Origin of the sequence: Rivularia sp. UHCC 0363, from assembly GCF_034931125.1 — a bacterium.
In the GTDB taxonomy this organism is placed as follows: Bacteria; Cyanobacteriota; Cyanobacteriia; order Cyanobacteriales; family Nostocaceae; genus Rivularia.
This window is the reverse complement of sequence record NZ_JAYGHM010000047.1, coordinates 51,791-65,417: the sequence shown is the minus strand read 5'-3', so window position 1 is coordinate 65,417 and position 13,627 is coordinate 51,791. Positions and strand designations below refer to the sequence as shown.

9 protein-coding genes are annotated in these 13,627 nt (G+C 38.5%); 2 read left to right on the top strand and 7 right to left on the bottom strand.

Annotated elements, in window-relative coordinates; translation table 11 throughout:
* The 7 genes from VB797_RS23530 to VB797_RS23500 all read right to left on the bottom strand — a co-directional run.
* Window positions 1-668 (bottom strand): DUF4388 domain-containing protein (locus VB797_RS23530; protein WP_323240170.1); only part of this gene is annotated, 668 nt, incomplete at its 3' end.
* Window positions 669-1,202: 534 nt separating this feature from the next.
* A complete protein-coding gene (locus VB797_RS23525; protein ID WP_323240169.1) occupies window positions 1,203-2,201 on the bottom strand; it encodes a DUF4388 domain-containing protein in 999 nt (332 codons plus the stop codon).
* 117 nt (window positions 2,202-2,318) lie between these two features.
* The gene (locus tag VB797_RS23520) at window positions 2,319-2,873 is read right to left on the bottom strand and encodes a GTP-binding protein (RefSeq protein WP_323240168.1); all 555 of its coding nucleotides are present in this window, start codon (window positions 2,871-2,873) and stop codon (window positions 2,319-2,321) included.
* A gap of 265 nt (window positions 2,874-3,138) precedes the next feature.
* On the bottom strand, window positions 3,139-3,510 hold the full coding sequence (locus tag VB797_RS23515) for a roadblock/LC7 domain-containing protein (RefSeq protein WP_323240167.1): 372 nt from the start codon (window positions 3,508-3,510) through the stop codon (window positions 3,139-3,141).
* 48 nt (window positions 3,511-3,558) lie between these two features.
* Window positions 3,559-4,020, bottom strand: coding sequence for a hydrocarbon-binding protein (locus VB797_RS23510; RefSeq protein ID WP_323240166.1), 462 nt, complete (start codon window positions 4,018-4,020; stop codon window positions 3,559-3,561).
* 418 nt (window positions 4,021-4,438) lie between these two features.
* Window positions 4,439-5,341 (bottom strand): N-acetylmuramic acid 6-phosphate etherase, encoded by a 903-nt coding sequence (gene murQ / locus VB797_RS23505; RefSeq protein ID WP_323240165.1) that lies wholly within the window; start codon window positions 5,339-5,341, stop codon window positions 4,439-4,441.
* 78 nt (window positions 5,342-5,419) lie between these two features.
* Entirely contained in the window at window positions 5,420-5,812 is a 393-nt protein-coding gene (locus VB797_RS23500; protein ID WP_323240164.1) for a DUF3110 domain-containing protein, read from the bottom strand.
* Window positions 5,813-6,244: 432 nt separating this feature from the next.
* Here VB797_RS23500 and VB797_RS23495 point away from each other — a divergent pair, with 432 nt between their 5' ends.
* Both VB797_RS23495 and VB797_RS23490 read left to right on the top strand, forming a co-directional pair.
* Entirely contained in the window at window positions 6,245-12,508 is a 6,264-nt protein-coding gene (locus VB797_RS23495; protein WP_323240163.1) for a translocation/assembly module TamB domain-containing protein, read from the top strand.
* Between the two features lie 27 nt (window positions 12,509-12,535).
* On the top strand, window positions 12,536-13,579 hold the full coding sequence (locus tag VB797_RS23490; protein WP_323240162.1) for a M20/M25/M40 family metallo-hydrolase: 1,044 nt from the start codon (window positions 12,536-12,538) through the stop codon (window positions 13,577-13,579).
* Window positions 13,580-13,627 lie beyond the last annotated feature (48 nt).

Genomic DNA, 13,627 nt, shown 5'->3' with positions numbered 1-13,627 from the left:
GGTAAAGGACTTTGCTTCATTTTGACGGCTAAATCCCGCAGGGTATATTTACCGTTCATCAAATTCACAAAGTTTTTGTAAACAGCCGGACTTACCATTTGCTGCAACTGTTCGGATCTCCGTAAAATTGGAGCGGAATCGGGAGAGAAATTTGCTAAACCCGCTTCAGACCAATTCTTCCAAGTGTCTTGCATGAACTTCAGAGACATATCTGCACTTGTAAAGCTCATAGGCGCTTCCAGAATCACATCAGCACTGCGATCGCACTGAATTTGATTGAAATGCGCCTGTTGAGCTAAATCAAACAGTAGTTCTGCGATCGTGCGTTCGACAACAGAGTTAATATGTTCGCGCTTGATTTTCTGCTTTTCATGCAATATTTCCAATAATCTATAATCCCAATAATCATTCGAGATTGAGATTTCTTTGGAATTTAACTGCATTTTGTCAATGTCAATATCCGGGCAATGTTGAGTTATGTGTCTGCGCCAACGTCGGAAAGGATGATTTCCCCCTGTAGCCCAAACTATACGACCCAATCGGTAGTAAAAAACCCATTTATTCCCTTTGGAACTTTTGATGTTTAATTTGCCACTGTATTGCAATTGAGTACAAGTTCTAAATTCATCGAGCAATTCACTCGATACCATCATTTCCGGATGGCTCATACTTTGTTCCCTTTATTAATAGGTCTTCCCTTTTACTGTCCAGACTAGCCATACAGCAGTCAGGAGATACTTCATTGAATAAAATCCAAGAAGCAAACCGGATCGGGATAACTACCCTAACTTTATGTATTGGTTAATAACGTTTCTTACTCAAGAGTGAGAATATTCACAATATATAATTTATCGAAAAATTCATTCAATAGAATCTAGGACTTACTTTATATATTTGTTAACATTTCGCCAATCATTTGAGGAATTGCGATACCCCAATACGAGGATGCACCCATTAGTTACATTTAATTTTAGACTTTTATCTGTATAAAAAAATCCGTGTTTATTCTGATTTTAATTAGATAATTAATCAATTTGTATGGTGATAAATGTTTTCATTTTTATATTCATAATTGATATTTTTTATAAATGACAGACACTTATGTTATAACCCACCAAGTTATCAAAAATGGTGTGTTACGAGTAAAGTTGGTAAAACAGTAAGATTACGGTAAAAAATCTATACAGAATATAAATTATTTTTCAACTTTCGACTTTTGTTTTTAAGAAACCAACTAAATTTTGTAAAAACGACTGACTGACATTAATTTGATGAGCAGAACTGGGTATCGGCTCGACTTTTTTCTGCTCTAATGGCGTTTCTCGTTCCTGACTATTTAAAGCGTAAGCAGGTTGATTACTATTAAAAGTAGATAAATGGCTTGCAAATCCATGAGATAATAATTCACCAAATCCGTTTGTAGAATCTAGATCGGCAAATTCTTGATTTTGATCGATAATTGGCTTTTTAGGAGTACCAAGAATAAAAGCTTCTTCTGCTAAGTTGCTTACAATTAATCGAAAAGCAATTTGTCTAGTTTTTTCTACAGGAATTGATAGCTGTTCGGCTATTTCATTTAAAGAAGTGTGACTGTTAGCATATTCCCAAACTTTTGATTCTTGAGAATCTAACTGTAAGTGAGGTACAGTTCCCGTCTTTCGTGAAATACCTGATGTGATGTCGGGTAATTTTGCTGTTAATGCAGACCAATTTCGCAAACTCCGCAAACCTTTGAGAGTTGCTTCTGCTGTTGAAATACTCAAGCCTGTCATTTCTGCTGTCGGTATGGAAGCTTGGAAATCAAAATCAAATTTACCATTTTCTAACTCAAATAAAGGAGAAACTTGACCCATTATCTGAGCGCGGAATAGTAGTGTTAATTTTTCTGCCGTAAGCAGTCCTTGAGACTTGAGACATAACCCCATTGCCATTCTACCGTGACTGGCTTGAAACTTTTCTGTAGCAACATTTTCGCTAGTCCAGCCCCTGCGAACAATCATTGAAACTAAACCCCGACCGTCTAGTCGATTTGCTGCGGCTACAATCCGACCTTGACGCAGCCAGATGTAATGATTGTCAGCTTGCTGATTGCGATCGTCTTTCAAAGTACGAATGCTGAGCAATCCGGTTTTGTAACCTTGCTCTAAAAATTCAAATATTTCTGCTAAAGAAAACTTTGATAAGTAACCTGTAAATGCCATTGTCTTCCCTTAAAATAATATTTTATATAACATTGGTGATGCACTATTGTAATTTATGAAAATCATATTGTTTACTCATATTAATCAAAAAGAATAACACCTAATAATAATACTGAATTATACAGCTATTGCTTTTACAGCCGAAGATTGTACGTAATACTGTACTAAAGTAATTACCGCATTTGCAACAGAAGATGTTTCAGTAGGATTAACTAATACGATAGGAGGTTGTGTATTTATATCGTAATAACCCAAAGCTGCGATCGCATTTTCTTGAGACCATGCACCCGGACAATCGCTATGAGTTAAGCCGATAATCATGGGAATTTGCGCTCTTTGATTCATATAAGAAACGACACGACGAGCATGACGAAATTCTCCGGGTCTATGAGCCGCTACTAGTAATATATAAGCATGAGCTTTACGAATTAACATATCCCAAATAAAATCAAATCGTTCTTGACCCGGCGTACCATAAAGATGCAGTGCCATATCAGGATTAAACTGCAATCGACCGAAATCAAAAGCAACTGTAGTTCTTTGCTTGAGTCGTGAAGTTTCATCTGTTGCTCTGCGGTCTGTATCTACTGTTTCAATTTCGCTAATTGAACGAATAAATGTAGACTTACCAGCCCCAACGGGACCAGTCACGACCATACGCATGATTTCCATAGAACTCACTTAAAAAAAATAGACAACAGTATGAAATAATTAGTTATCAAGAATATATTTTGAATCTCGCTGTTTCCGGAGATGTCTATTTAATAAAAATGTAAATAACGGTTCAATACACCTTTTTACAGGCGATATATGATAACTAATATTGTTAATAAAAAATCGGGTGTGTTGTCACAGAGTGCAATGCACCACAATAGCGTTTTTCAAGTACCCAAATATTCATGACGACTTCTATCAAAAGCCCATGCATAAATATCAACTACATCAAGACTAACTTTAATTCTTCTGTGAGTCGTTTAATTTCTAGCATTAGTAAACCTTGTTTCGCTGATTGACTAGCTAAAACTAGTAGTACAGCATCATCACCACAGTTAGTTAATACACCGTAACCTTTATCGCCTTCCACAAAAATCCGGTCTATACTACCTCTAGATAATTCACTACCAATACGTTCTCCTAAAGAAAGCATTGCCGCAGACATCGCTGATACTTTCTCATCATCCATGTTACTTGGTAATACTGTGGCTAAAGATAAACCATCTGGAGATACAAGTGTTGCACCTTGAATATCATTAGTACCACTTACAAAATTTTGTAAAATACTTTCAATCTTGCCAGCATTAATAGGCATTTTTTTGTCCTTTTTTTATTATTTATGTTGATTAATGGAGGTATGTAATTACACCAAAGGTGAAAATTCAAAAACATCGTGATTTCCACCACGAAGCACGCATTCGGTATGACTTCCTCGCAAGCGCTTTCCAGTAACTTGTTCTATCGCTCCCCAAACCGCACCTAAAGTAAACGTACATTTACGGGATGAACCTTCGGGTTCGTTAGCAGAACAAAAAGTTTCTGAAGTGTAAACTTTGATTAATTCGCCTTCTTGAACAATTCTTTCTATTATGCAGAGTTTGGTGCCATTTGTACCTAGTGCGAAAGCCATTTTATCCGCGATCGTATCCCAATCAAGATTAATTCCTGTCAAACCCAACTCTTTAGCGAGGTTTTTACCGCGACTGCGACCGGCTGCGATTAACGCGATCGCGGTTGCTTTTTCTCCCAACGCTTCTTCCATTCCGGTGATCGCAGCTTTAAAGCAAATAATGCTGCAAAAATCTCCAAGCTCTTGACGTGACATGATTACTATCCTGGATAACTGCACCTTTGATTATCCTTGGACAATTTTTAAACGCCAATAGAGTTATCACGTATTGTTTTATTCTCTGGATTAATATTTTATTAAGTAATAGCACTTAACTAAAATAATTTTATCAATTCAATAAAATTGACTGGTTCCTAGTCTCGGGTTAGGAACCGATCAACCGAGGCTCTACCTAGAATAGGCTAGTACTCCACCACATTAATTTTGATGGATAAAATTTTCGTAGTGCGACCATCTTGGTCGCTCGTTGCTTCTAGCGAGCGTCCCGCTCGCTAATTGTAACGAGCGCATTACCCTTCAAAATTAATGAAATGAACTATTAGAGGTACACAGAGCCTCACCTTTAGGCATTCCCAGCCAGAGTCTGGAAGAGGGAGCTTAGTATTTTACGTGTTTATTCGGCTTCAATTGCTTCTCTGAGATTTCCCTGATGCTGGGAAAGGAGTTGATCGGCTTGTTCTTTGTCTAAACCCGTTTCGTGCATCAACAGCGCCAATTTTACCCATTTGCCGCTACGTTCGAGTAAAACATCAGCAGCTTCACGGCTCAAAGAAGTTAAATCTTGCAGAATTTGTAAAGCGCGATCGCGTAACTTTTGATTGGTGACTGCGACATCTACCATGCGATTACCGTACACTTTACCAAGTTTGACCATTACGCCGGTAGAAAGTATATTCAAGGCTAATTTGGTGGCTGTACCGGCTTTAAGACGAGTGGAACCGGCGAGTATTTCTGGCCCGGTAAGCAAGCGGATATCAACGTCTGCTTCTATACTGACTTGCTCGGATGGAACGCAAGCGATAAATATTGTGGTGGCACCACGGCTTCTGGCTGCCTTTATTGCACCGTGGACATAGGGAGTAGTTCCACCGGCGGTAATACCTACTACTACATCAAGCTGGGTAACTTCTCGGTGAGCCATTGCAGCTTCACCATCCTGGGGACGGTCTTCTAATTCTTCGGAACTACGTACTAATGCGCCAGCACCGCCTGCAATGATACCTTGAATTAGTTCGGGAGAACTGCAAAAAGTCGGCGGACATTCGGCAGCATCTAATACACCCAATCGACCGGAAGTTCCTGCACCTACGTAAAATAAGCGTCCACCTTTATTCAGGCTTTGCGCTGTTAAGTCAATTGCTTTTGCTAAATCAAGTTTTGCTTTCTCTACCGCAGCCACGGCTTTCGCGTCTTCGCGATTAAACAGTTCTACAAATTCGATGCTGCTCAATTGATCTAGATTGAGACTATCGGGATTAACTTGTTCGGTTAGTAAGTGTCCGCGTTGCAATGCCATGTATTTTTTTATCCTTGATTTGTTGTCATAGTCATTTGCCCTTCGTCTAAGAACAAATGACAAATGACTAATCAATTTTTACAACAATCCTTCCAGCTTGCGACGGATATTGTCTAGTTCTGAATTTGACATTTCTCCTTTTTCTTCGACTTTTGGTTGGGTAAAAGTTGAATCTTCTTCATTCCAATCAGTTTCATCGACGTTTTGTTCAGGAGGAACAACTAAATCACCGTCCGTGGGAACAAGTTCGTAGTCATAATCAGCGGTTTCACAAAAATGCTCGATTTCTGACCGATCCATCGGTTCAACTGCGGGAGAAGGAAAATCTTGCGCTTCTAGCATTAATGCAAAGCGCGTAGCATCGTCTTCGGATTCAAACATCAGCACTTTATTGCGATCGCCAATGCGGACTGTATGAATTCCCTCGTTTTCTGTACGGGCATTAAAGAGTAACACAAAAACGCGCCCCATCTGTAATCACCTGTCCTTTTGTTTGGCTTCTATCCATATTAAAGTTCTAGGATGCACTTGAGCAAAAGTAAAGATCATAATTCTCGCTTTCTTAACATTTTCCTGAATGCATTTATATTTTGGCGCTAATATCAACAGATATATAAATATTTTCTGATGGGGAATGTTCTACGTTGCTTTAACCCTGGTACCGTTTCAGATTTGATTCTATAGTTTTGATTATTCAAAATTATTGCTACAACTGGGTTACACCAAATTTTTTCCCTTGAAAAGTAGTTAAAAACTCAAAGCAATTACATATTCTTGGTGATATTCGAGGATTTTTCGGCTTTTTGCTGGCAAATTATCCTCGAAAGAATTGCAATATGTTTATGTGCTAGTTAGTTATACTTATCTTTTTGTTACATCGGCTACAGTCATAAATAATATAAAATGACCAAATCCTCGATAAAAAAAATTAAATCTATAAATCGCCAACGTTGGCTACTGGTAGTGAGTCGCGGTGGATTGGCTGTAGGTGGATTGTTAGTTATGGGAGTTGCCGTGGGAATGTGGCGACTACAGAGTTTTGTTCAGAAAGATTTAGCACCTTTAGTAGAAAAAAATCTGACTACTATTATTGACCGTCCGCTACAGTTGGGAAAAGTCGAAGGTTTTTCACTTTCTGGAGTTAAGTTTGGAGCTTCGGCAATTCCAGCTACCGCAGCAGACCCCGATCGCGTAAAAGCCGATGCTGTAGAAGTAGGATTTGACCCGCTACAATTACTCTTCAATCGTAGATTAAAGCTAGATGTAACTTTAGTCAACCCGGTTGGTTATGTCGAGGAAGACAAACAAGGACGCTGGATTACGACTAAGATTGTGCTACCCGACGAACCAGGACCGATCGCGATCGATTTAGATGAGGTGCGTTTGCGTAATGGGGATGTAACATTAGTGCCGTTTGTGCAAAATCGCCAAGCGGCTTCCCCGAAGGTCGTTTTTTCCGGACTAAATGGTTACGCGAATTTTATCGATAATTATCAAGTAGTTCGGTTTGAAGTCGGGGGACAACCGGGACGTACTGGCAGTATTTCCGCAAGTGGAAGGGTAGATCTTAAAAGTAAAGCGGGTAATTTACAGCTACAGGCAAAAGATTTATTGACGGATGAAGTTACACCTCTGGTCAATTTACCAGTTAAGTTTCAAGGTGGGCGGATAAATGGAGATTTGCAGGTAAAGTTACCGGGGAAAGAAGCACAGCCTTTGTTGTACGGTAGCGTTGGAGTAGAAGGATTGACTTTGCGAATACCCCGGACTCCCAAACCGCTGGCTAATTCTCAAGGAACTTTGAAGTTTGATGGTGCGAAAGTAAGACTCAATGATGTAGTTACCAGTTACGGTAAAATTCCTTTAAGTGGTGGTGGCACCATTGATTTTAAGACAGGTTACGATTTAACCGCTCGCGTCAATGCGGTCAGCGTCAACGATACTTTACAAACACTTGATATTCAATCACCTCTACCTGTTGCTGGAGTTGTTAAAGGTGATTTGACTTTCAAAGGAGGTATTACTCGACCAATTCTTTCGGGTACGGTTAATACTATTAAACCAGGAATTGTTGATAAGGTTCAATTTAAAACTGCTAGTACAAAGTTTGATTTTGTCACAGCAAAGTCAACAATTACTTTTACAGATATTCGCGGTGTTGCTGCTGTCGGTGGTGAAGTTAAAGGCAGTGGTAAAATTGTCATTGGCGATGATAATCTCGGTAGAAAGACCCAATCCAATTTTAATTTCCGTACAAATAATGCACCGGGAGATAGTTTAGCTCAGATTTACAATATTCCCACACCTTCGTTTCGAGTGGGTACCGTTGCAGCTACAGCCAACCTCAGTGGGACTCCGGAGACTATCCGTACTCTAGTAAAATTTAATGCTCCTCAAGCAACTTATCCGGCTACGGGTGAAGTAATTGTCAATCGCGACAGAAGTTTCTCATTCCGTAATGTCGTTTTAGCTGTAGCTGGAGGTACTGCTGTAGCTTACGGTAATTGGAATCAACAGCGATGGCAGGCGATTGCGGATACTAAAGGTGTAAAAGTTAACCAGTTTGTCAATAAGGAACAGGTACAAAAATTAAATTTAGATAGTGCTAATTTTAACGGTCGGGTGATTTTTTCGGGAAGTTCAACACCGTTTAAAATTGCTCAAATCCGTACTGAAAATGCTAACATTGCGATCGCAGGAGGTACGGTTGCCGTTAATTCTGTGAAGTTTGCAGAGCAAAAGTTTGATGCTGAGTTGGTAGCTTCTCAAGTTCAAATAGGACGTTTATTAAAAGATCCCATACCTTTTAAGGTTCCTTTGAGTGGGAAGTTTCAGGTATCGGGGAATACACAAAATTTTGATCCTAAAAGTTTGATAGTTCAAGGTGATGCGAGTTTTTCTGCTGCTGGGGGAAAGGTTACGGCAAATAATATCAAAGTTAGAAATGGAATTTACTTAGCGCGAATCAAGGCAAATAACGTACAGTTGCAGCAGCTATCACCGCAAATACCGCAGTCGTTTCGAGGTGGGGTGACGGGAGAATTTGATGTTGCGGGTTCCTTAGATTCGTTACAACCGGAAAGTATTGTCGCAACAGGTCAAGCGAAAATAAATACCGCAGGTGGTATTATTACTGCAAATAATATTCAAGTTAAAGATGGAGTTTATTTAGCTCAAGTAGCAGCAAATAACGTCCGGGTTCGGGAGCTATCACCCCAAGTCCCTCAGTCATTTCAAGGAAGATTGACCGGAAAGTTTAACGTTGGTGGTGCTTTGGATTCCTTTGCTCCAGAAAGCTTGATTGTTTCGGGTCAAGCAAATCTAAATACTGCTGCTGGTCGGATTACAGCGACTGATATCCAGTTTGCTAGAGGAATTTATCGAGCAAAGGTTGCGACGAATAATGTGGAGTTACAGCAGCTATCCCCGCAAATTCCTAAGTCGTTTGGAGGATTAACTGGAAATTTTAACGTTGCTGGTTCCACGAAATCCCCTGAAGATTTAACTGTGTCGGGGAACGCTTCTATAAATGCTAGTGGTGGTAAGATTGCAGCATCAAATATTTTAGTTAATAACGGTAAGTATCAAGCAAAAGTTGCAGCGAATAATCTAGATCTACAGCAGCTATCCCCGCAAATTCCTAAGTTGTTTGGAGGAAAGTTAACTGGAAATTTCAACGTTGCTGGTTCGCTAAATTCCTTTGATAATTTAACTGCTTCGGGGAACGCTTTCATAAATGCTGGTGGTGGTAAGATTGCAGCATCAAATATTTTAGTTAATAACGGTAAGTATCAAGCAAAAGTTGCAGCGAATAATATAGATCTACAGCAGCTATCACCGCAAATTCCTAAGTCGTTTTTAGGAAGGTTAACTGGAAATTTTGATGTTGCTGGTTCGCTAAATTCCTTTGATAATTTAACTGCTTCGGGGAACGCTTCGATCAATGCTGGTGGTGGTAATATAACAGCATCAAATATTGTAGTTAATAACGGTAAATATCAAACTGGGGTGAAAGTTGCGGGTGTTGAATTAAACAAATTAAATCAACTCTTAAAGGGTAAATTCGACGGTAATTTACAACTTGCGGGAAACTTAAAAAATCCGAGTTTAGCCGATCTACGTGCTGCGGGTTCGGTACAGTTATCGCAAGGTGTACCAGGGTTTGAGCAACCACTAAATGCAGTAATCGCTTGGACTGGAAATAAATTAAAAATTGAAAGAGCGATCGCACCCGGTTTGAATGTTAGCGGTGATATTTTCGCAAATGTCAGTGCAGGAATACCGCAAATTACGCAATTAGACTTGCAGGTTCAAGCTAGTAATTATAATTTGGAACAGCTACCCATACAGATTCCCAATGCAGTAAATCTAGCTGGTAAAGTTGATTTTAACGGAAAAATTACTGGTAAACTGCCTTTACCGAATATCGTAGGACAATTAGCGCTACGAGATTTTGCTATTAACGATATAGCTTTTGAACCAGTTTTAGCTGGAAGCATTCAGTCGGAGCAAGGACAAGGTTTACAATTGAATATTGCGGGTAAACAAGACCAAATTGCAGTTAATTTAAATGCAAATAATCGACCCGAATCTTTTTTAGTTAAGCGTGGTGAAACATTCGCTTCCGGTCAATCTCAAGGTGATATTTTAGCTTTAAACGTAAATCAGTTTCCGTTACAGCTATTAAAATTACCTTTACCTGTTAATCGGTATATTGGTTCTGGTAAAATAGCCGGAGAATTTACCGGAAATATCCGAGTTAATCAAAAAACCTTTGCTACTGCTTCGGGAGATATTGCGGTTAGAAATCCAGAAATTGGTCGTTTAAAAGGTGATAATTTAATTGCAAAGTTTAACTACAGCGGCGATAAATTTATAATTAGTCAAGGTGAATTTATCAAAGGTGAAAGTAGCTATGTTGTAGCAGGTAGTATAACTCAGCTAACTAAAACGCCGCAAATTAAAGGTAAATTGAAAGTAAAGCAAGGTAAAATTCAAGACGTACTAACGGCTTTACAAATATACGAATTACAAGATTTTCAGCGTAGTTTTGCAGAACCTATCTATGGTAAAGCAAGTCAATTAGAAATTGCTGAAGTAGGTTTACCAAATCAACCTTTATTAACTCAATTGCGACGTTTTTCAGAAATAAAAAGATTATTGTCGTTACAGAAACAACAGCGACGTGAAGCTTCTCCTTTTCCGGAGTTAGCAGATTTAAAAGGTACTTTCAATGCTGAAGTGAATGTAGATACAATTGAAAATAAATTAGCCACACAGTTTAATATTCAAGGTGAAAATTTTACTTGGGGCCCAGAACAAGAACCAGACCGCTACAATGCAAAAAAAATAATTGCTCAAGGTGCTTTTGAAGACGGAATTTTAAGATTAATACCATTACGAATTGAGTCAACAAATAGATTTGTGAGCTTTAGCGGTTCGATTGGTGGTAACGAACAATTTGGTAATTTACAAGTCAACAATTTTCCTCTGGAAGTACTTGGGAACTTTATTAATTTACCAGTTGGTTTTACAGGAAATCTGACTGCAAAAGCAGCAATAGCTGGTAGTATCGCTAATCCTTTAACAAAAGGAGAATTGGTAATTAACAATGGAACTTTGAACCAGCAAGGAATAAAATCAGCCGCAGCTAGTTTTAATTATGCTAACGGACGCTTAAATTTTGCTAGTAATGTAATGGTTGAAAGTTCCGAACCAGTTGATATTAGTGGTAGCATTCCTTATAAATTACCTTTTGCAACGGTTGCTCCCGAAACTAATCAAATTACATTAGATGTAAATGTTAGGAATGAAGGATTAGCTATATTAAATTTATTCACCAATCAAGCCACTTTTGAACAAGGTGAAGGAGAAGTTCAGCTAACAGTACGAGGAACCTTAGAAAAACCAGTAGTAAATGGCAATGCTGCTATAAATAATGCCATATTTTCCGCTCAAGCTTTACCAGAAAAGCTCACAAATGTCACGGGAAGAGTAAAATTTGATTTTGACACGATATTAGTAGAAACTCTCCAAGGAAACTTTAGTAAAGGTAAAATAGTAGCGCAAGGTCAGATTCCTATATATAATGACGAATTTACTCAAATTAGTAATCCACTTTCCGTAACCTTAGATAAATTAGCGATAAACCTCAAAGGACTTTATCAAGGTGGTGTCGGGGGTAACGTAATTATTAAAGGTTCTGCTTTGAATCCGATTATTAGCGGTAATGTTAATTTAAATAATGGGTTAGTATTGCTACCGGAAACTGATACCAACTCCCAGATTAACGGTAACGGAATTAAAAATATAAAAGCAGTTAAACAAATTGATAATGACGATCAAAACGCTGGAAGATTTAATAATTTACAATTAAATTTGGGTGAAGCAGTCAAAGTTGAACGTCCTCCAATAATTAGTATGCAAGCAACTGGAAATTTAACAGTTAACGGAATATTCAGCAATCCGATTCCTGTAGGAACTTTAAAATTAAAAAAAGGAGGAGTTAACTTATTTACTACTCAGTTTAATTTAGCTCGTGGTGAAAACAATACCGCTACATTTCGAGCAAATCAACCCCGCGATCCGATTTTAGATATCAGTTTATTTGCTAAAGTATTAGATGTAATTCAAAGCTCGGATTTTACTAAAAATGCTACAGGTTTAGCAGCGTTAGAAACAATTCGTGTAGAAGCAACTGTAAATGGTCTTGCTAGTAAGCTCAACGAAAACTTAGAATTAAAAAGTAGTCCCGCACGTAGCGAAACAGAAATTGTCGCTTTATTAGGAGGTGGATTTGATAGCGAAGGGGGAGGTAATTCAACCTTGGGATTACTTAATATTGCCGGTTCCGCTGTTTTAGGAAATTTTCAAACAACTTTTAATCAAATTGGGACTGCTTTTGGTTTAAGCGAACTGCGAATATTTCCAACTATTATTTCCGACAATCCGGAAGCAGGAAAAAGCAGTTTAAGTGTGGAATTAGCAGCAGAAGCTGGAGTGGATATAACTAACCGCATTTCTGTTTCGGCTTTAAAGATTTTAACCGCAGACGACCCATTCCAATGGGGTATTAACTACAATTTTAAGGACAATATTCGTCTTCGTGGTTCGACTAATTTTAGTGACGATAATCGTGCTGTTGTTGAATATCAAAGAAGGTTTTGATAGGGAGTAAGGAGTAGGGAATAGTTGATGAAAAAATATATTATATTTATAATGTTGATACTAATAAGTATTGCAATTGCAGTATTATTTAGTCATAGTTTTTTTAGTGAAGCAGAAGAAACTGCTATTATTAATAATATTAATATTCAAAAAGAAACTCCATTACCTCAAGAAGATAAAGCAACAGCAGTCCAAATTAATCCTCATAAAGTTGATTCAGAACGATTATTCGCTGACGTACAAAAGTTGAGTTTTCAGCGTTTTACAGCTTCAGAGCGCAGACGTACCCGCGATTATATTACCAGTGAACTCAAGAAAATGGGCTGGGAACCGATTTTAGAACAGTTTCCCACAGGTATTAATGTCTTTGCAGAAAAACAAGGTCGCGATCGCAATGCTGGAGCAATTTTAATCGCAGCACATTACGACACCGTTTTCAAGTCTCCCGGTGCTGATGATAACGCTAGCGGTGTTGCGGTATTGCTCGAAATTGCTCGACTTTTCAGTTCTGCTTCGACTCCACGGACTCTACAATTAGCTTTTTTCGATAAGGAGGAAGCTGGTTTATTAGGTAGTCGTGCTTTTGTTGATAATGAAGCACGGTTACAAAATTTACGTGGTGTCATAGTCATGGATATGGTGGGTTATGCTTGTTATACATCCGGTTGTCAGAAATCTCCCTCCGGTTTTCCCATAACTCCAACTAGTGACAAAGGTGATTTTTTAGCTGTGGTAGGTGACACCGAACATTTACCATTACTTAATGCTTTTAAATTAGATAGCAATATTAATAATTTATCTCAATTACCACCAGTATTTACTTTACCAGTTCCCCTTAAAGGTGTGTTGACACCAGATGTTTTACGTAGCGACCATGCTCCATTTTGGTTACAAGGAATAGGGGCTTTATTAGTAACTGATACAGCTAATTTACGTAGTTCTTTTTATCATCAATCAAGTGATACTCCTACTAATATTGAACGTGATTTTTTTGCAGGTGCAGCACAGTTAATTGTTAATGTTACTGATGCTTTATTGTCGGGTAGCGGTAGTTTAGAAACGCCGAGTTAGCGAATGAGTAATTTTTATCTGGCGGTTGAAACCGCTGCTACACAGGCA

What these genes read in the sequence shown, in the direction of transcription:
- VB797_RS23495 (WP_323240163.1), top strand. Translation starts at nt 6,245, where the DNA reads ATGACCAAATCCTCGATAAAAAAAATTAAATCTATAAATCGCCAACGT.
- VB797_RS23510 (WP_323240166.1), bottom strand. Translation starts at nt 4,020, where the DNA reads ATGTCACGTCAAGAGCTTGGAGATTTTTGCAGCATTATTTGCTTTAAA.
- VB797_RS23525 (WP_323240169.1), bottom strand. Translation starts at nt 2,201, where the DNA reads ATGGCATTTACAGGTTACTTATCAAAGTTTTCTTTAGCAGAAATATTT.
- VB797_RS23500 (WP_323240164.1), bottom strand. Translation starts at nt 5,812, where the DNA reads ATGGGGCGCGTTTTTGTGTTACTCTTTAATGCCCGTACAGAAAACGAG.
- VB797_RS23515 (WP_323240167.1), bottom strand. Translation starts at nt 3,510, where the DNA reads ATGCCTATTAATGCTGGCAAGATTGAAAGTATTTTACAAAATTTTGTA.
- VB797_RS23520 (WP_323240168.1), bottom strand. Translation starts at nt 2,873, where the DNA reads ATGGAAATCATGCGTATGGTCGTGACTGGTCCCGTTGGGGCTGGTAAG.
- VB797_RS23490 (WP_323240162.1), top strand. Translation starts at nt 12,536, where the DNA reads ATGAAAAAATATATTATATTTATAATGTTGATACTAATAAGTATTGCA.
- murQ (WP_323240165.1), bottom strand. Translation starts at nt 5,341, where the DNA reads ATGGCATTGCAACGCGGACACTTACTAACCGAACAAGTTAATCCCGAT.